The sequence below is a fragment of the Streptomyces sp. R44 genome, assembly GCF_041053105.1.
Taxonomy (GTDB): domain Bacteria; phylum Actinomycetota; class Actinomycetes; order Streptomycetales; family Streptomycetaceae; genus Streptomyces.
In genome coordinates this window covers 6,397,805-6,415,036 of the sequence record NZ_CP163444.1, presented here as the reverse complement: position 1 = coordinate 6,415,036, position 17,232 = coordinate 6,397,805, and the positions used below count along the sequence as shown (strand labels likewise).

The 17,232-nt window shown below is 73.0% G+C and carries 18 protein-coding genes; 6 read left to right on the top strand and 12 right to left on the bottom strand.

Annotated elements, in window-relative coordinates; all coding sequences use genetic code 11:
- Positions 1–91: 91 nt before the first annotated feature.
- The 3 genes from AB5J54_RS29835 to AB5J54_RS29825 are packed head-to-tail and all read right to left on the bottom strand — an operon-like array spanning position 92 to position 1,951.
- Positions 92–853: a DUF3710 domain-containing protein gene (locus AB5J54_RS29835; RefSeq protein WP_369146989.1), complete on the bottom strand. Its 762-nt coding sequence runs from the start codon at positions 851–853 to the stop codon at positions 92–94.
- 1 nt (position 854) lies between these two features.
- Positions 855–1,367, bottom strand: coding sequence for a dUTP diphosphatase (gene dut, locus AB5J54_RS29830; protein WP_116158406.1), 513 nt, complete (start codon positions 1,365–1,367; stop codon positions 855–857).
- The gene (locus tag AB5J54_RS29825) at positions 1,367–1,951 is read right to left on the bottom strand and encodes a PaaI family thioesterase (protein ID WP_351186886.1); all 585 of its coding nucleotides are present in this window, start codon (positions 1,949–1,951) and stop codon (positions 1,367–1,369) included. The genes dut and AB5J54_RS29825 overlap by 1 nt, the downstream gene beginning before the upstream one ends.
- Positions 1,952–2,115: 164 nt before the next feature.
- On the opposite strand from AB5J54_RS29825, the gene AB5J54_RS29820 reads away from it, so the two are divergent.
- Positions 2,116–2,607 carry a DUF3093 domain-containing protein gene (locus AB5J54_RS29820; protein ID WP_369146988.1) on the top strand — a complete coding sequence of 164 codons (492 nt, stop codon included), beginning with the start codon at positions 2,116–2,118 and terminating at the stop codon, positions 2,605–2,607.
- Between the two features lie 54 nt (positions 2,608–2,661).
- On the opposite strand, the gene AB5J54_RS29815 is transcribed toward AB5J54_RS29820, so the two are convergent.
- The 4 genes from AB5J54_RS29815 to AB5J54_RS29800 form a co-directional block, all read right to left on the bottom strand.
- Entirely contained in the window at positions 2,662–3,708 is a 1,047-nt protein-coding gene (locus tag AB5J54_RS29815) for a hypothetical protein (RefSeq protein WP_369146987.1), read from the bottom strand.
- Positions 3,709–3,721: 13 nt separating this feature from the next.
- Positions 3,722–4,018: a DUF4193 domain-containing protein gene (locus tag AB5J54_RS29810; RefSeq protein ID WP_003955561.1), complete on the bottom strand. Its 297-nt coding sequence runs from the start codon at positions 4,016–4,018 to the stop codon at positions 3,722–3,724.
- A gap of 395 nt (positions 4,019–4,413) precedes the next feature.
- Positions 4,414–5,652: a sensor histidine kinase gene (locus AB5J54_RS29805; protein WP_369146986.1), complete on the bottom strand. Its 1,239-nt coding sequence runs from the start codon at positions 5,650–5,652 to the stop codon at positions 4,414–4,416.
- Between the two features lie 4 nt (positions 5,653–5,656).
- A complete protein-coding gene (locus tag AB5J54_RS29800) occupies positions 5,657–6,310 on the bottom strand; it encodes a response regulator transcription factor (protein WP_315893449.1) in 654 nt (217 codons plus the stop codon).
- A 374-nt stretch (positions 6,311–6,684) separates the two neighbouring features.
- Between AB5J54_RS29800 and AB5J54_RS29795 the strand changes: the two genes are divergently transcribed.
- Complete coding sequence (locus AB5J54_RS29795; protein WP_181924475.1) at positions 6,685–6,858, top strand: hypothetical protein; 174 nt, start codon at positions 6,685–6,687, stop codon at positions 6,856–6,858.
- A 100-nt stretch (positions 6,859–6,958) separates the two neighbouring features.
- Here the strand turns inward: AB5J54_RS29795 and AB5J54_RS29790 are convergent, their stop codons facing one another.
- Positions 6,959–7,777 (bottom strand): inositol monophosphatase family protein, encoded by an 819-nt coding sequence (locus AB5J54_RS29790; RefSeq protein ID WP_369146985.1) that lies wholly within the window; start codon positions 7,775–7,777, stop codon positions 6,959–6,961.
- A 9-nt stretch (positions 7,778–7,786) separates the two neighbouring features.
- Positions 7,787–8,914 (bottom strand): ferrochelatase, encoded by a 1,128-nt coding sequence (locus tag AB5J54_RS29785; RefSeq protein WP_369146984.1) that lies wholly within the window; start codon positions 8,912–8,914, stop codon positions 7,787–7,789.
- Positions 8,915–9,069: 155 nt separating this feature from the next.
- Between AB5J54_RS29785 and AB5J54_RS29780 the strand changes: the two genes are divergently transcribed.
- Positions 9,070–10,332: an MFS transporter gene (locus AB5J54_RS29780; RefSeq protein ID WP_369146983.1), complete on the top strand. Its 1,263-nt coding sequence runs from the start codon at positions 9,070–9,072 to the stop codon at positions 10,330–10,332.
- Positions 10,271–11,611 carry a D-arabinono-1,4-lactone oxidase gene (locus AB5J54_RS29775; RefSeq protein ID WP_369146982.1) on the top strand — a complete coding sequence of 447 codons (1,341 nt, stop codon included), beginning with the start codon at positions 10,271–10,273 and terminating at the stop codon, positions 11,609–11,611. Before AB5J54_RS29780 ends, AB5J54_RS29775 begins: the two co-directional genes overlap by 62 nt.
- Positions 11,612–11,614: 3 nt before the next feature.
- Here AB5J54_RS29775 and AB5J54_RS29770 read toward each other — a convergent pair whose 3' ends face one another.
- The gene (locus tag AB5J54_RS29770; RefSeq protein WP_369146981.1) at positions 11,615–12,400 is read right to left on the bottom strand and encodes a hypothetical protein; all 786 of its coding nucleotides are present in this window, start codon (positions 12,398–12,400) and stop codon (positions 11,615–11,617) included.
- A 564-nt stretch (positions 12,401–12,964) separates the two neighbouring features.
- Between AB5J54_RS29770 and sepH the strand changes: the two genes are divergently transcribed.
- A complete protein-coding gene (gene sepH / locus AB5J54_RS29765) occupies positions 12,965–14,005 on the top strand; it encodes a septation protein SepH (protein WP_351186904.1) in 1,041 nt (346 codons plus the stop codon).
- A gap of 88 nt (positions 14,006–14,093) precedes the next feature.
- Here sepH and AB5J54_RS29760 read toward each other — a convergent pair whose 3' ends face one another.
- A complete protein-coding gene (locus tag AB5J54_RS29760) occupies positions 14,094–14,921 on the bottom strand; it encodes a sulfurtransferase (RefSeq protein ID WP_369146980.1) in 828 nt (275 codons plus the stop codon).
- Between the two features lie 158 nt (positions 14,922–15,079).
- Between AB5J54_RS29760 and AB5J54_RS29755 the strand changes: the two genes are divergently transcribed.
- Positions 15,080–15,853: a VOC family protein gene (locus AB5J54_RS29755; protein WP_369146979.1), complete on the top strand. Its 774-nt coding sequence runs from the start codon at positions 15,080–15,082 to the stop codon at positions 15,851–15,853.
- Positions 15,854–15,863: 10 nt separating this feature from the next.
- Here the strand turns inward: AB5J54_RS29755 and AB5J54_RS29750 are convergent, their stop codons facing one another.
- The gene (locus AB5J54_RS29750; RefSeq protein ID WP_369146978.1) at positions 15,864–17,231 is read right to left on the bottom strand and encodes a polysialyltransferase family glycosyltransferase; all 1,368 of its coding nucleotides are present in this window, start codon (positions 17,229–17,231) and stop codon (positions 15,864–15,866) included.
- Between the last annotated feature and the right edge of the window lies 1 nt (position 17,232).

Genomic DNA, 17,232 nt, shown 5'->3' with positions numbered 1-17,232 from the left:
CGGTGGGCCGCTTCCCGCACGAGAGGTACGGGAAGCGGCCCATCGGCCGTGTCTCGATCACGCCGGGCCGCCGCGGCGGCCCGACAGGGGTTCAGCGGATCTCGGAGATCTCCGGGCCGCGCTGCAGCTGGCCCATGCCGCCCGAGAAGCGGGAGTTCTCCTGCTCCTCCTGCTGCACGCCGTCCGGCACCATCTGCGCGTCGTTCGGCAGCTTGAGGACGATCGGGTCGCGCGGGGCCATCGGGCCTTCGCCGCGGACGACCACGGTGTCCCGGACGATCTGCTCCAGGAGGCCGGCGGCCTCGGGCTGGACCGCGCCCTGCCCGGAGATCACTCCGCGCAGGAACCAGCGGGGTCCGTCGACGCCCACGAAGCGCACCAGCTGCACGCCGCGGTTGCCGTCCGGAAGCTGCACCGGGACCTGCGCCCGCAGCTCCCAGCCGAGCGGGCCCTCGACCTCGTCGATGGCACCGCCCTGCTGGACGATGCCGGTGGCGATCTCGTCGCGGACCTCGCCCCAGATGCCCTCGTTCTTGGGGGCGGCGAAGGCCTGCAGCTGCACGGCGCTGTCGCGCAGCACGACGGTGGCCGCGACGATCGCGTCGCCCGCCACCTCCACCCGCAGCTCCATGCCCTCGACTCCGGGCACGAAGATCCCGCCGAGGTCCACGCGGCCCTCGTCGGGCTTGGCGACCTCGGAGATGTCCCAGGGTCCGTCGGGCCGGGGCGCCGGCGGAAGGTTCACGCGGCGCGGCGCCTCGGCGCCGTCCTCGTCCTCCACCGCGTCGACGACCTGCTCGGCCTCGCTCGCCGCGTCCTCGGCGGCACCGCTCTTCTTGCGACGTCCGAACACGTCACTGTCCTTCCCGGTCGGATACGACCGAAGCGTATCGATTCCCACCCGTTGTGCCGTCCACGGCGGCATGACCGCCGGTGGACCCGAAGCCCCCCTCGGCCCGCGCCGAGCCGGGAAGCTCCGCCACCTCGTGGAAGCGCACCTTCTCGACCTGCTGGACGACAAGTTGGGCGATCCGATCGAACCGTTCGAACCGCACGTCCTCGCGCGGGTCGAGATTGACCACGATCACCTTGATCTCTCCACGGTACCCGGCATCCACCGTCCCCGGGGCATTCACGAGCGCCACTCCGCAGCGGGCGGCGAGACCTGAGCGCGGGTGCACGAAGGCCGCGTACCCGTCCGGGAGGGCGATGGAGACGCCGGTGGGCAGCACGGCGCGCTCGCCGGGGGCCAGCACGACGGCCTCGGTGGTCACCAGGTCGGCCCCGGCGTCGCCGGGATGCCCGTAGGCCGGGATCGGCACCTCCGGGTCCACGCGGCGGATCAGTACGTCGACAGGGTTGCGCATCAGGGGTTCACCTCGAAGGCGCGGGCGCGCCGGACCTGGTCGGGGTCGGACATGGCGGCCTGGATCTCCTCCGGGCGGCCGTTGTCGATGAAGTGGTCGACCTTGACCTCGATGAAGAGGGCGTCGGCGCGGACGGCGACGGGGCCCTCGGGCCCACCGATCCGGCCGACGGCGGTCGAGTAGATCTTGCGGCCGTGCACGGCGGTGACGGCGGCCTCCAGGTGGAGGACGGTGCCGACCGGGACGGGCCGGGCGAAGTCGGTCTCCAGGCGTCCGGTCACGGCGATGACCCGCAGCAGCCAGTTCAGGGAGCCGAGGGTCTCGTCGAGCGCGGTGGCGAGCACGCCGCCGTGCGCGAGGCCGGGGGCGCCCTGGTGGTCGGGGGTCACCGTGAACTCGGCGGTGACGGTCACGCCCTCGCCCGCGCGCGCTTCCAGGTGGAGGCCGTGGGGCTGCCCGCCGCCGCACCCGAAGCAGTGCTCGTAGTGCGCACCGAGCAGCTCGCCGGGGGCCGGCGCGTCGGGGTGGCGTACCGGCGGTATGGCGTCGGCCGGCGGGGTGAGGGCGGCAGATGTTGCAGTCACAGCCGCAGACCTTACCCGCGCGGATGGCCGCAGGTCGCGCTGTGCGGGACCCCACACGGGCGGGGCGGGGCGCGCCGGGCCGGGAGCCACGCGGGTGAGGGCGGGCCGCGCCGGGCCGGACCCGCGCGGAGGGGCCCGGTTCGCGCCGTGCCAAGCTTGGTCGCATGCAGCCTTCCGTACCGTCCCAGGCCTCCTCCCCCGCGCCCGCCGCCGCGCCGCGCTTCGACGAGCGGCTCACGGCGCCGCGCTCGTGGTGGGTGATCGTGGGCCTGCTGGGGATCTCCGGCGGCCTGATCATGTTCCCGCTGGGCACGGTCCCGATGCTGGGCGGCCTGATCGTGGCCGCGGTGCTCGCCGGGGCGGCGGTCTCCTCGTACGGCTCCGCCCGGATCCGGGTGGTGGCCGGTTCGCTGGTGGCGGGCGACGCGCGGATCCCGGTCTCGGCGCTGGGGGCAGCCGAGGCGCTGGACGAGGAGGAGGCGCGCGCCTGGCGCACCCACAAGGCGGACCCGCGCGCCTTCATGCTGATGCGCAGCTATGTGCCGGGGGCGGTACGCGTCGAGGTGACGGACCCGGCGGACCCGACGCCGTACGTGTACCTGTCCAGCCGCGAGCCGGAGGCGCTGGTCGCGGCCCTGGAGGCGGAGCGGGCCTAGGGCCCGCGAGCCGGCCTGATCCGAAAGAACAGGCCCTGGGGCCGCTCCAGGGCGCTAGAAGCCCAGCTCCTTGGGGTTCTCGGGCTGCTCCAGCGGGGGCAGCTCCCGGAGGGCGTCCCAGGGGATCTGGCGGGCGCGCAGGTCCTTGCGGATGTGCGCGGCGAGCTTCTTGGTGTCGCGGCGGTTCATGACGGCGCCGACGGCGGCGCCCACCATGAAGGGCATGAGGTTCGGCAGGTTGCGCACCATGCGTTTCATGATCTGCTGGCGCAGTTCGCGCTTGAGCTGACCGCCGAGTGCGGCGTTGACCGTGGTGGGCTTGGTGGGGTCGATGCCCCGCTCCTCGGCCCAGGAGGTCAGATAGGCCGTCGAACGCTGGGTGATCCGGCCTGGGGGCCGCAGCCCGTAGACCTCGTGCAGTTCGGCGATGAGTTTGAGCTCCACGGCGGCGACGCCGGTGATCTCGGCCGCCAGCTCGGCCGGCAAGGCCGGCGCCACGGGGAGCATGGCGGCGGCACCGACGCCCGCGCCCACGGTCGAGCTCGCGTTCGCCGCGCCGGCGACGAGTTTGTCGGCGAGCTGCTCGGGGCCGAGCCCGGGGAACTGTCTTCTCAGGGTCGCCAGGTCGCGGACGGGGATCCGCGGGGCGAGTTCGATCAGCCGGTCGGCCAGGTAGCCCAGGCCGGCCTTGGCGCCGTCGCCGCCGCGCTTCACGCCCTGCCGGACGCCCTGGGTGACGCCGCGCCGGACGGCGTCGATCCGGCCGGAGTCGATCCTGATCCGGTCGAGCTGGGCCCGCGCGGGGTCGGCCAGCCGCCGGACGGCGCCGAGGCGTCCGCCCTGCCGTGCTTCGCCCGGACCTGCCTGCTCCTGCCGCGCGGGCAGATGTGCCGGATCCGTCTCGGCGATCTCGATGACCGCCTCGAGCGAGGCCGGGAGGCCTCGCTCGTCGTCACGTGCGCCGAGGGAGGGCAGGGAGCCGGGGCGCTCGGCTTCAGGTGCCTCCTGGGCGCCCTCTGCCGTGCCCTGGCCGCCCTTGTGCGTCTCCGGGCTCCGGGGGAGCCGCAGACGCCGCTTCCGGGACGGTGTGTCGCCTGCCACGGCCGAGCCGGTCTCAGTCGCAGTCGCGGCAGATCGGCTGGCCGTTCTTCTCCCGGGCCAGCTGGCTGCGGTGGTGCACGAGGAAGCAGCTCATGCAGGTGAACTCGTCGGCCTGCTTGGGCAGGACCCGGACGGCCAGCTCCTCGTTCGAGAGGTCGGCGCCGGGAAGCTCCAGGCCTTCGGCGGCCTCGAACTCGTCGACGTCGACGGTCGAGGTCGACTTGTCGTTCCGGCGGGCCTTCAGTTCTTCAAGGCTGTCCGAGTCGACGTCGTCGTCGGTCTTGCGTGGGGTGTCGTAATCCGTTGCCATGTCGCTCTCCCCCTCTGGGTGGTTGCGGTGTCTCCAGCGCACGTAACGCGTGAGAGGTCGGACTTGTGCCCGACCTGAGGCGGAGATTTTGCCTCACATCAAGGTCTGTTACTCAATCGACACCCGTCGCGCACTCTCGCGAGTGATCGGCTTCGGGTGGCGAACCGGACCGTACACGGTCCTCCGGGCGGCCCTCACGGGCGCCACCCCGTGTACTTCCCGTCATTCCAGGCCCCGGAAACCCGGACTTTTACTGGTTTTCCGAGGGATTTCCCGGTCACGGAGAGTGGAGGGCCGGACACCCTCTCCTGTGATCGATCACACATGAGCGTCTCAGAATCGGGGCTCCGGAATTCCGCGCAAAGCGAACGGAACCGGTCGGCTCGTGCAGTGTGTCAGATCGGCAGAGTGACGCGCATCACGAGTCCGCCGCCCTCGCGCGGCTCCGCGATGATACGGCCGCCGTGGGCTCTCGCCACGGATCGGGCGATCGACAGGCCGAGACCGACCCCCTTGTCGCTGCCGGTCCGCTCCTGCCGGAGCCTTCTGAACGGCTCGAAGAGGTTGTCGATCTCGTACGCGGGGACCACCGGTCCCGTGTTCGAGACGACCAGGACCGCCTGGCCGTCCTTGACCTCGGTGGTGACCTCCACCCAGCCGCCCTCCGGCACGTTGTACCGGACGGCGTTCTGGAGCAGGTTCAGCGCGATCCGTTCGAGGAGCACGCCGTTGCCCTGGACGACCGCCGGCGCGCGCTCGCCCCGGATCTCCACGCCCTTGGCCTCGGCCTCGGCGTGCACCTGGTCGACGCCCCGCTCGGCGGCCTCGGCCAGGTTGACGGGTTTGCGCTCGATGATCTGGTTGTCGCTCCGGGCGAGCAGCAGCAGGCCCTCGACGAGTTGTTCGCTGCGCTCGTTGGTGGCGAGCAGGGTCTTGCCGAGCTGATGCAGCTCCACCGGTGCCCCGGGGTCCGAGAGGTGGACCTCCAGGAGGGTGCGGTTGATCGCGAGCGGGGTCCTCAGCTCGTGCGAGGCGTTCGCGACGAACCGCTGCTGGGCGGTGAAGGCCCGTTCCAGGCGGTCCAGCATCTCGTCGAAGGTGTCGGCGAGCTCCTTGAGCTCGTCGTCCGGGCCGTCGAGCTCGATCCGCCGGGACAGATCGGAACCGGCCACCTGGCGGGCGGTCCGGGTGATCCGGCCGAGCGGGGAGAGCACCCGTCCCGCCATGGCGTAACCGAAGGCGAAGGCGATGATGCTCAGGCCGAGCAGGGCGAAGAGGGACCGCCTCAGGAGGTCTTCCAGGGCGATGTCGCTCTGGTGCCGGAGGCAGACCGACACGGCGTCGTTGAGCTGTTCTCCGGTGCCTTGGGCGGGCAGCTGGCACCAGGAGGTGGTCGGCTGGACCTTGCCCTCGACGACCTTGAAGGGCAGCTCGGACACGCTGCCGGTGAGTGCCTGCGCGGTGAACAGGTAGATGATCGACAGCAGCAGGATGCCGGCGATCAGGAACATCCCGCCGTACAGCAGCGTCAGTCGTATCCGGATGGTCGGGCGCAGCAGCGGGCGGACGGGGTCCCGGGGGTCCCAGGTCGGTTTCGGCGGCGCCTGCGGGTGAGGCGCGGGGGTCGTGGCCATCGGGTCAGATCCGGTAACCGGAGCCGGGGACGGTGACGATGACCGGCGGCTCGCCGAGCTTGCGGCGCAGGGTCATGACGGTGACGCGCACGACGTTGGTGAAGGGGTCGGTGTTCTCGTCCCAGGCCTTCTCCAGGAGCTGCTCCGCCGAGACGACGGCGCCCTCGCTGCGCATGAGGACCTCCAGGACGGCGAACTCCTTGGGCGCGAGCTGGACCTCCTTGCCCTCGCGGAAGACCTCGCGGCGGTTCGGGTCGAGCTTGATGCCGGCGCGCTCCAGGACGGGCGGGAGCGGGACGGTGGTGCGGCGGCCGAGGGCGCGCACGCGCGCGGTGAGCTCGGTGAAGGCGAAGGGCTTGGGGAGGTAGTCGTCCGCTCCGAGCTCCAGGCCCTCGACGCGGTCGCTGACGTCGCCGGCGGCGGTGAGCATCAGGACGCGGGTGGGCATGCCGAGCTCGACGATCTTGCGGCAGACGTCGTCGCCGTGGACGAGCGGGAGGTCGCGGTCGAGGACGACGACGTCGTAGTCGTTGACCCCGACGCGCTCCAGGGCCGCGGCGCCGTCGTACACGACGTCGACGGCCATGGCCTCCCGGCGCAGTCCGGTGGCCACCGCATCGGCGAGCAGCTGCTCGTCCTCGACGACGAGTACGCGCACGTCGTAGATCCTTCCGTTGAGCCGCTGTCCGAGGTGGGGACCGGCTGAAATCCGAGCACTGACTGTGCGTGTCCATCCTGCCCCGTACGCGCGTAAACCGGCTGTAAGGCGACCGTGCGGGGCCCGGGGCGGGCGGGTGGTGAGCGGGGGGCGCGCGATGGGGCGCGCGGCCCGGAACGAAGAATTCACCGGATTCTCGGGCCAGTTGAGGTTTCTCTGAGGAAAGGGCTGGGGAGGACGAATGCACACCCCGTGATCACGCCCTGTATGTGGCGCGCCACCTACCGCTCTCTGTCCCCCAGAGTTCGCAGTGTGTGATCCACCCACCCTCGGCACACCCCCGTGCCACCGGACCCACGAGGAGGGGGCGCACGATGGACGCTTTCACCGCAGGACTGCTGCACCGCATCAGGACCACGCAGACGGACCTCACGCGGGCCCGTGAGACGGGCGACGACTACCTGGCGGAGGTGGAGCAGGCGGAGCTGGACGACCTGCACCGGCTGGCCGCCGAGCACGGCGTGGAGGTGGCCGCGCCGGGAGTCTGACCCGTCCCACCTGTCCGACCCGTGACGCACGCGTGGGCCCCGGCGCCGTACCGGCACCGGGGCCCACGTGCGTCCGCCTCCCGGTCCCCCGGGAGCGGTGCTAGTCGTGCCAGGCCCCCAGTTCCTCCAGGAGTTCCTGGAGCGGTCCGAAGAGGCCCGGGGAGGCGGCGAGCGTCAGTTCGCCGGACTCGGGCTCACCGGGGCGGCCGCCGGTGAGGCCGCCCGCCTCGCGGGCGATGAGCGCACCCGCGGCGAGGTCCCAGGGGTTGAGGCCGCGCTCGTAGTACGCGTCGAGGCGGCCGGCGGCGACGTCACAGAGGTCGATGGCGGCCGAGCCGCCGCGGCGGATGTCGCGGACGCGCGGGATGACGCGCTGGGCGACGTCCGCCTGGTGGGCGCGACGGGCCTGGATGTAGCCGAAGCCGGTGCCGAGGAGGGCCTGGTCGAGCGCGGGCGAGGGGCGGACGGCGAGGCGCCGCTCCCCCGCGTACGCGCCGCCGCCGAGGACGGCCCGGTAGGTCTCGCCGCGCATCGGGGCCTCGACCACGCCGACGACGGTCTCGCCGTCCCGTTCGGCGGCGATCGAGACCGCCCAGGTGGGCAGGCCGTACAGGTAGTTCACGGTGCCGTCGAGCGGGTCGATCACCCAGCGGATCCCGCTGGTCCCGGGGCTCGAAGCGCCCTCCTCGCCGAGGAAGCCGTCCTGCGGGCGGTGCTCGGAGAGGAAGCCGGTGATCAGCTTCTCGGCTGCGATGTCCATCTCGGTGACCACGTCGATGGGGCTCGACTTGGTCATGGCCACGGCCAGGTCGTCGGGGCGGCCGTCGCGGAGCAGCGCTCCGGCCCGCCGCGCGGCCTCCAGGGCGAGGTCGAGCAGTTCGGTGAGCAGGGGGTCGGGTACGTCGGAAACGTCGGTCACGCTGGCTCCTCAGGCGTACGGGCTGTCGGCGCCGGCCGCGGCGGGCCGTTCCGCCCTGGCGGGGCAGCAGCCGATCGGGCAGAGGTCGTGGGAGGGGCCGAGGGCGCCGAGCGCGCACCGCTCGACCCTGGTCCCCCGCTCGTTCGCGGCGCGCTCCAGGACGAGCTCGCGGACGGCGGCGGCGAAGCGCGGGTCGGCCCCGACGGTCGCCGAGCGCCGGACGGGCAGCCCCAGCTCGGCCGCCTTGGCGGTGGCCTCGGTGTCGAGGTCGTAGAGGACCTCCATGTGGTCGGAGACGAAGCCGATCGGGACCATGACGGCGGCGGGCGCGCCGGCTCCGTGCAGCTCCTCCAGGTGGTCGCAGATGTCGGGCTCCAGCCACGGGATGTGGGGGGCGCCGCTGCGGGACTGGTAGACGAGCTTCCAGGGGTAGGCGATGCCGGTCTCCTCGCGGACGGCGTCGACGATCACCCGGGCCACGTCGAGGTGCTGCTTCACGTACGCCCCGCCGTCGCCGTGCTCGGTGACCGGGCCGGAGCTGTCGGCGGCGGAGTCGGGGATGGAGTGGGTGGTGAAGGCCAGGTGGGCGCCGACCCGCACGGCGGGGTCGAGCTCGGCGAGGGAGGCGAGGACGCCCTCGACCATCGGCTCGACGAAGCCGGGGTGGTTGAAGTAGTGCCGGAGCTTGTCGACCCGGGGCAGCGGGAGCCCCTCCGCCTCCAGGGTGGCGAGCGCGTCGGCGAGGTTCTCCCGGTACTGGCGGCAGCCGGAGTAGGAGGCGTACGCGCTGGTGGTGAGGACGGCGATGTGGCGCCGCCCGTCGGTGATCATCTCGCGGAGGGTGTCGGTGAGGTACGGCGCCCAGTTCCGGTTTCCCCAGTAGACCGGCAGGCCGAGCCCGGCCTGCGCGAAGTCCGTCCGCAGCGCGTCGAGGAGCGCGCGGTTCTGGTCGTTGATCGGGGAGACGCCGCCGAAGAGGAAGTAGTGCTGCCCCACTTCCTTGAGCCGTTCCTTCGGGATGCCGCGGCCGCGCGTCACGTTCTCCAGGAACGGGACCACGTCGTCCGGGCCCTCGGGGCCGCCGAAGGAGAGCAGCAGCAGGGCGTCGTACGGGGCGGGATCGTGCTGATCGGACATGGCACCGATCCTCCCACCCGCCACCGACGGCGAAGGGCGCGGCCCGTCCGGGGACGTTCGTCCGGCAGCACTTGTCCAAAAAAATGGGGATGACCGATCGACTTCAACACCGTAGGCTTTAGACGTTAATTACACGTGTTGACCAAGGACCTCTCTTGCCCAGTCCCTACCGCGCGATCTTCGCGGCGCCCGGAACCGCCTCGTTCTCCGTCGCGGGATTCCTCGGCCGGATGCCGCTGTCCATGATGGGCATCGGCATCGTGACCATGATTTCGCAGGTCACCGGCCGGTACGGCCTGGCCGGCGCGCTCTCGGCGACCCTGGCGATGTCCGCCGCGGTCCTCGGCCCCCTGGTCTCGCGCCTGGTCGACCGGCACGGACAGCGCAAGGTGCTCCGCCCGGTCACGCTGGTCTCGCTCGCCGCGGCCACGGGACTGCTCCTCTGTGTGCAGCAGCAGGCCCCGGACTGGACCCTCTTCGTCTTCACGGCCGTGATCGGCTGTGTGCCGAGCGTCGGCGCGATGACCCGCGCCCGCTGGGCGGAGATCTACCGGGGCGAGGAGCGGCGTCTGCACACCGCGTACTCCTGGGAGTCGATCGTCGACGAGGTGTGCTTCATCTTCGGCCCGATCCTCTCCATCGGCCTGTCCACGGCCTGGTTCCCCGAGGCCGGTCCGATGTTCGCCGGTGCCTTCCTGGCCGTCGGCGTCTTCTGGCTGACCTCGCAGCGCGCCACGGAGCCGGTGCCCCATCCCAAGGAGGACGCCCGGGGCACCTCCGCGCTCCGCTCCCGCGGCCTCCAGGTGCTCACCCTCGCCTTCGTCGCCACCGGCGCCATCTTCGGCTCGGTGGACGTGGTGACCGTGGCCTTCGCCGAGGAGCAGGGCCGGAAGGCGGCCGCCAGCCTCGTCCTGGCCGTCTACGCGCTGGGTTCCGGCCTGGCCGGTGCCGTCTTCGGGCTGCTCCACCTCAAGGGCGAGGCGTCCCGCAGATGGCTCCTGGGCCTCTGCGCGATGGCCGTGAGTATGATCCCCCTCCTACTGGCCGGGAACCTGCCGTTGCTGGCCGTGGCGCTCTTTGTCGCGGGCCTGTCCATCGCACCGACGATGGTGACCACCATGGCCCTCGTCGAAGCGCACGTACCGCGCACCAAGCTGACCGAGGGCATGACCTGGACGGGTACCGGACTCGCGGTCGGCGTGGCGCTCGGCTCCTCGGCCGCCGGCTGGGTGGTCGACGCGTCGGGGGCCGAGGCGGGGTACGTGGTGCCCGTCGTCTCGGGCGCGCTCGCGGTCGCGGTGGGTCTCCTCGGACACCGCCGGCTGCGCAGGCCGGCGCCGAACCGGGAGGGGCAGCGTGAGCAGGACGGCAGCAGCGGGGTCGGGGAGCGCCAGGACGGCGAGCAGCCCGTGGCGTAACTGGGCGGGGAACGTCACCTCCCGCCCCGTGCGGGAGGTCAGCCCGGCCTCCGCGGAGGAGCTCGCCGAGGCGGTGCGCCGCGCGGCCGAGGACGGGCTGCGGGTCAAGACCGTCGGCACCGGCCATTCCTTCACCTCGATCGCGGCCACCGACGGCGTGCTGATCCGGCCGGGCCTGCTGACCGGGATCCGGCGGATCGACCGCGAGGCGATGACGGTGACGGTCGAGTCGGGCACCCCGCTGAAGCGGCTCAACGTGGCGTTGGCCCGGGAGGGCCTGTCGCTCACGAACATGGGCGACATCATGGAGCAGACCGTCGCCGGCGCCACCTCCACCGGCACGCACGGCACGGGCCGCGAGTCGGCCTCCATCGCCGCGCAGATCCGCGAGCTGGAGCTGGTGACGGCGGACGGGCGGCTCCTCACCTGCTCGGAGAAGGAGAATCCGGAGGTCTTCGCGGCCGCCAGGATCGGGCTCGGCGCCCTCGGTGTGATCACGGCGATCACCTTCGCGGTGGAGCCGGTCTTCCTGCTCACCGCGCGCGAGGAGCCGATGAGCTTCGACCGGGTCACCTCGGACTTCGACGCGCTGCACGCGGAGAACGAGCACTTCGAGTTCTACTGGTTCCCCCACACGGACAACTGCAACACCAAGCGCAACAACCGCAGCGCGGGCCCCGCCGCTCCCCCCGGACGGATCAGCGGCTGGATCGAGGACGAGCTCCTCTCCAACGGGATCTTCCAGCTCGCCTGCTCGCTGGGCCGGGCGGTGCCGCCGGTCATCCCGTCGGTCGCCAAGGTCTCCAGCCGGGCCCTGTCGGCCCGTACGTACACCGACATCCCGTACAAGGTCTTCACCTCGCCGCGCCGGGTCCGCTTCCTGGAGATGGAGTACGCGCTGCCGCGTGAGGCGGCCGTCGCCGCGCTGCGCGAGCTCAAGGCGATGGTCGAGCGCTCGCCGCTCAAGGTGAGCTTCCCGGTGGAGGTGCGCACGGCTCCGGCGGACGACATCGCGCTGTCCACGGCCTCGGGCCGGGAGACCGCGTACATCGCCGTCCACCTCTACAAGGGAACGCCCCACCACGGGTACTTCACCGCGGTGGAGCGCATCATGACGGCGCACGGGGGCCGGCCGCACTGGGGCAAGGTCCACACCCGCGACGCCGCCTACCTCGCCGAGGCCTATCCGCGCTTCGCCGAGTTCACGGCGCTGCGCGACCGGCTCGACCCGGACCGGCGGTTCGCCAACGACTATCTGCGCCGGGTCCTGGGCGACTGACGGTCATTCGGCTCCGGCGCCGTCCGCGGCCGGTGCCGGGGCCTGGGTGGACGGGGCCTGGGGCTGTCCCGTGGCCGGCTCCTGGGTCGGCGCGGTCGGTTCCGTCGTCGGGCCGGTCGGCGTCGGGGCGGGGGTCGTCCCGCCACCGGCGGAACCGGAGGGGGTGGGCTCCGCCGACGGGGTCCCGGTGGCCGGCTCCCGGGTCGGCGTGGTTCCCGTCGAGGGAGCGTCGGTGCCGCCCCGCTGCCGTCCGGTGCCGTCGGCGGACCCCGAGGGCGCGGGCGCGGGCTCCTGGTCCCGGTCGGGCGCGTCCTGGCCCGCGCTCCCGCCGCCGCGGACGACGGAGCCGAAGGTGGTGGTGCCCTGCTTGCCGCTGAAGTCCTGCCCGGCGACCAGTTCGTAGGCGGTGATGCCGCCCATGGTGACGCCGAAGACCAGGGCGGCGGCGATCGCCGGGCGCTTCCAGCCCCGGACGCGGGTGCCGTGGGTGGTCGCCTCGCCGAACTCCTCGTCGGACGGCGGCGGGCCCTGGACCGTGGCGAGCAGGAGGGTGCGGTCGCCCTGCGGCCCGGCGGGGACCGGGACCTGACGCGCCTTCGGCTTGGCCGCCGCGGTCACGTCGCGGACCTGCTCGCCGGTGCGTTTGAAGAGGTGCTGGAAGAGCGGTCCGCCGCAGGTCGCGATGACACTGATCACACCGGCGCCGAGGATCGTGCCGTACACACCGAGGGTCGAGGCGAGCTTGGCGGCGATGACCGCGGCCAGGGCGCTGCCGGAGACCTGAGCCACGCTCAGGTCGATCCTTCTCCTGTCGCTCTTCCCGCCCTCCTCCGGCTCGTCCCTGTCGGTTTCCGGCCTGTGACGCATCTCCAGCCCCTGATGGTTCATCCGTTCGCCTTGCACCCAGAAGGGACAAACAGGAGAAGCGAATAGTTCCGTTTCTGCTGTTTCTGTGAAGAGTGACACGTACGGGGGAAGATCACGGAGACTCAACTCCCGTACCGCCCGAGAAGTTGGGCGGCGCGCCGGTCCACCCAGGTGGCCCGAATGGAGTACATTGACGAACCCTGGGTCCGGACGCCCTCACGGGTGCCCGCGATCACGGGGAGGGGGCCGGACACGGCGCTCGAACCGGCGGCGCCTCGGCATCGCACGGGAACCGGCTGCACAGAGTGACCGCCAGTCACTCCGAGTAGCCAACAGGTAACCGTGCCATAACGGCGTTCCAGGGTCCATGCCCGACACGCCGGGCAACTCGGCAAGGTAGTGGCAGGCTGCACCCGGGCAGGCCACACTCGACTAGCGGAAGCAGCGACGCACGTGACGTCGGCAGGCACCACCCGGGAGGTCCCCATGCCCGAACTGCGTGTCGTGGCCGTCTCCAACGACGGCACACGACTGGTGCTGAAGGCTGCTGACAGCACGGAGTACACGCTTCCGATCGACGAGCGGCTCCGTGCCGCCGTGCGCAACGACCGCGCGCGCCTCGGTCAGATCGAGATCGAGGTGGAGAGCCACCTCCGCCCCCGTGACATCCAGGCGCGGATACGAGCCGGTGCCTCCGCTGAGGAGGTCGCCCAGCTCGCCGGCATCCCCGTCGACCGCGTACGCCGCTTCGAGGGCCCCGTGCTCGCGGAGCGCGCCTTCATGGCCGAGCGGGCCCGCAAGACCCCGGTCCGCAGGCCCGGGGAGAACAGCGGCCCGCAGCTCGGCGAGGCGGTGCAGGAGCGGCTGCTGCTGCGCGGCGCCGAGAAGGACACCGTGCAGTGGGACTCCTGGCGGCGCGACGACGGCACCTGGGAGGTGCTGCTCGTCTACCGGGTCGCGGGCGAGGTCCACACGGCCAGCTGGACGTACGACCCGCCGCGGCGGCTCGTACAGGCCGTCGACGACGAGGCGCGGGCGCTGATCGGCGAGACGGACGACACGATCGCCGCCGCGCCGGAGCCGAGCTTCCCCTTCGTGCCGCGCATCGCCCGGCTGCCCCGGGACAGGCCGCTCGACCGCGCCCTGGACCGCCAGATCGACCGGTCCGACCGCCAGCTGGAGCGGGCGCCCGCCCCCGTCGAGCCGGAGGAGGAGCGGGACTCGCTGACCAGCCTCCTGGAGGCCGTGCCGAGCTTCCGCGGCGACATGGTCGTCCCCGAGCCGCCGGACACCGAGCCCTCGGAGGAGGCGGAGGCGGAGGAGCCGCCGGCCCCGGCCGCCTCGGCGGGCGCGGGTTCGGCCTACGCCGACGTCCTGATGCCGCGCGCGGTCTCGGGCCACCGGGACCGTCTGCACGGCGCCACGGACCGGCAGGCCGAGGCGGACGGCGTCCGCCCGGGTCGCCGCGCCGCGGTGCCGAGCTGGGACGAGATCGTCTTCGGCACCCGCAGGAAGAAGCAGGACTGACCGCTGTACGAGAGAGGGCCCGCACCGCTCGCCGGCGCGGGCCCTCGTTCCGTACGCGCTACCGCGGGTCCGGGTCCTTCCGTACGCGCTACCGCGGGTCCGGGCCCGTGGCGACCGGGCGGGCGGGGTCCGAGGACCACTCCGACCACGAGCCGGCGTACAGGGCCGCGGGGATCCCCGCGATCTCCAGGGCCAGGACCTCGTGGGCGCCCGAGACGCCCGAGCCGCAGTAGACGGCGACCGGGGTCCCCTCGGCCGCTCCGAGCGCCCTGAACCGGTCCCGCAGGACGCCGGCGGCCAGGAAGAGGCCCTCGGCGTCGACGTTCTCGGTCGTCGGGGCCGAGACCGCGCCCGGGATGTGCCCGCCGACCCGGTCGATCGGCTCCACGTCGCCCCGGTAGCGCTCCGCCGCCCGCGCGTCGAGGAGCAGCCCCGTACCGGCCAGCTCCGCCGCCGCGTCGGCGTCGAGCAGTCCGAGGGCGCCCGGCTCCGGCTGGAAGTCGCCCGGGTCCGGCGTGGGAACCTTCTCGGTCAGCTCGCCCGTCCAGGCCGCGAGGCCCCCGTCCAGGACCCGCACGTCCGGGTGGCCCGCCCAGCGGAGCAGCCACCAGGCGCGGGCGGCGCCCCAGCCGAGACCGCCGTCGTAGACGACGACCGGCCGGTCCGCCGAGACACCCGCCCGGCGCATGACGGCGCCGAAGGCCTCCGGGTCGGGCAGCGGGTGACGGCCGCCGCTCCCGGGCGGTCCCGCGAGTTCCGCGTCCAGGTCGACGTAGACGGCGCCGGGAAGGTGGCCGGCCTCGTACGCGGGCCGTCCGGGCGGGCCGCCGAGCGTCCAGCGGACGTCCAGGAGGACCGGCGGCCGAGCCCCGGCCGACTCGCTCAGCAGTTCGCTTGCGGAGATGATGGGCTTCATGGGAGCCATCCTCGCGCAGCCGCACGGCCACGGGGGACGGACCCTGCGACCTCTGACCGGATCGCGCCATGTTCGGTGCGTCCGGGGCGCGGCGCGCGCCCGTCGGTGTCACCATCGGACGGGCACGGCCACGACGATGGTCCGAGGAGAGAGTGACGATGACCGAGGCGACTCCCCGATCCCCCGGCACACCCTGCTGGGTGAGCCTGATGGTGCACGGGATTGACGCCACGCAGGAGTTCTACAACGCGCTCTTCGACTGGGAGTTCGTGCCCGGTCCGCAGCAGCTCGGCCCGTACGTGCGCGCGCTGCTCGGCGGCAAGGAGGTGGCGGGCATCGGCCAGCTGCCGCCCGACCGGAACCTGCGCATCGCCTGGACCCCCTATCTGGCCGCCGAGGACGCCGACGAGACCGCCGAGAACATCCGCTGCTGCGGCGGCACCGTGGCCGTCGGCCCGCTGGACGCGGGCGAGGCGGGCCGCATGGCGATCTGCTCCGACCCGGCCGGCGCGGTCTTCGGGGTCTGGCAGGCGGAGGCGCACCACGGCACGGTGGTCGCGGGACCTCCGGGGACCCCGGTGTGGAACGAGCTCCTCACGTACGAGACGTCCTCGATCGGCAAGTTCTACCGGACGGTCTTCGGCTACGAGGTCGAGCCGATCGTCTCCGCCGACCACGACTACGCGACGCTGCACGTGGCCGGGGTCCCGGTGGCCTCGCTGCACGGCGTCGGCAACGCGCTGCCCCGGGACCGGGGCCCGCACTGGATGACGTACTTCGAGGTCGCCGACACGGACGCGGCCGCGCGGCTCGTTGTGGAGCTCGGCGGCCAGGTGCTGCGCCCGCCGCGCGAGGGCACGGCGGGCCGGCTCGCCCTGGTGGCGGACCCGGAGGGCGCGGTCTTCACCCTGGTCAGGTCCATCGACCGCTGATCTCCTCCGCTCAGCCGCGGCGGCTCCGGGCCAGGCCGCGGCGCAGCCGGGACGCGCCCGTGCGCCGCGGGACGGGCCCGCCGCCCGGCAGGCCGAGCTCGGTCAGCCGTTCGGCGGTGAAGTGGAGCGCGGTGCCGGGGTCGGCGTGGTGCTCCGCCAGGAAGGCGGCGGCCTCCTTCCGGAGTCCCGGATGGACCTTGTGCCGCATGCAGTAGCCGACGGCCCGGACCAGCGGCGTGAGCGAGTCCGGGGCCACCCCGGGGACGGCGGGCTCCTCACCGCCCTCCAGGTCCGCGACGAGGTGGTCGACGACGGTGAGCGGGATCCGGTTGCTGTTCTCGAAGGGGGTGAGGCGTTCGAGGACCTCGGTCGTGCCCACGCGCGCGATGGGGACGTCGTAGTGGACGGCGGCGGTGAGCATCGCCGTGGAGAAGCAGCCGACGACGAGCCGGGGCCGGCAGCGCTCGTAGAAGGTCTCGGCGAGCAGCGGCCCGTCCAGGACCGTGAGCCGCACACCGCTCCGGGCGGCCTCCTCGTCCAGGGCCTGGGAGTAGCGGGCGGGCGCGGTCGGATGCGGCTTGAAGACGATCGAGCGGTGCCCGGCCGCGGCTGCCCCGCGCAGCATCCGCACGTGCAGCTCCTCCTCCTCCTCGGCGGTGAGGAGGGAGAGGGCGGCGAGGTACTGGCCGAGCAGCAGGGCCGTCGGCTCGGCGGCGGCCGCCCGGGCGATCTCGGGGTCGTCGGCCGCCTCCTCGGCGATCTCGGCGAGGACGGCGCGGAAGGCGGCGTCGGGGACGAGTTCGGGCTCGACCCCGTACTCGCTCAGGAGGAGGGGGCGCAGGCCGGGCACGAGGTCGAGGTGGAGGACCCGGCGGACGCGGCAGGCGATCGACTGCGCGAGCTCGGAGCGGGTCGGGCCGTAGCTCATCAGGCCGTCGGCGTAGACGTGCAGGGCGCTCTCGGGGAAGGCCCCGGCGAGCGCCTTGGCCGGGTTGACCTGGATGGACTCGACGATCAGCTCGACCGGGCCGGTGCCGAGGTCCCAGGCGGTGCGCAGCACGCGCTGCCACAGCGGGGCCTCCTCGGGGCGGGGCGCCCAGGTGGCGGGGTGGTACGGGTGGATCGTCTCGTTCCAGTCGAGGGTGCCGTCGAAGCGGGCGGCGATCCGCCCGTACCCGGTCATGGTCTCCAGGCGCAGCGCGGTCTCCGGGATCTCGGCGTGGTGCGAGAGCAGCAGGAGCCTGCGGGCGGAGTGGCGGGGGCCGAACTGTCCGGCGTCGAGCGCGGCGGCCAGGGTGGCCGCGCCGTACAGGGTGGACACCTGGAAGATCTGGACCGGCAGGTCGGGGGCGGGCGCCTTCGCGGGGGCGGGGGCCATG

Coding starts and splice junctions, on each gene's coding strand:
- dut (WP_116158406.1), bottom strand. CDS start 1,367: ATGCGCAACCCTGTCGACGTACTGATCCGCCGCGTGGACCCGGAGGTG.
- AB5J54_RS29820 (WP_369146988.1), top strand. CDS start 2,116: ATGCAGCCTTCCGTACCGTCCCAGGCCTCCTCCCCCGCGCCCGCCGCC.
- AB5J54_RS29810 (WP_003955561.1), bottom strand. CDS start 4,018: ATGGCAACGGATTACGACACCCCACGCAAGACCGACGACGACGTCGAC.
- AB5J54_RS29805 (WP_369146986.1), bottom strand. CDS start 5,652: ATGGCCACGACCCCCGCGCCTCACCCGCAGGCGCCGCCGAAACCGACC.
- AB5J54_RS29795 (WP_181924475.1), top strand. CDS start 6,685: ATGGACGCTTTCACCGCAGGACTGCTGCACCGCATCAGGACCACGCAG.
- AB5J54_RS29785 (WP_369146984.1), bottom strand. CDS start 8,914: ATGTCCGATCAGCACGATCCCGCCCCGTACGACGCCCTGCTGCTGCTC.
- sepH (WP_351186904.1), top strand. CDS start 12,965: ATGCCCGAACTGCGTGTCGTGGCCGTCTCCAACGACGGCACACGACTG.
- AB5J54_RS29760 (WP_369146980.1), bottom strand. CDS start 14,921: ATGAAGCCCATCATCTCCGCAAGCGAACTGCTGAGCGAGTCGGCCGGG.
- AB5J54_RS29755 (WP_369146979.1), top strand. CDS start 15,080: ATGACCGAGGCGACTCCCCGATCCCCCGGCACACCCTGCTGGGTGAGC.
- AB5J54_RS29750 (WP_369146978.1), bottom strand. CDS start 17,231: ATGGCCCCCGCCCCCGCGAAGGCGCCCGCCCCCGACCTGCCGGTCCAG.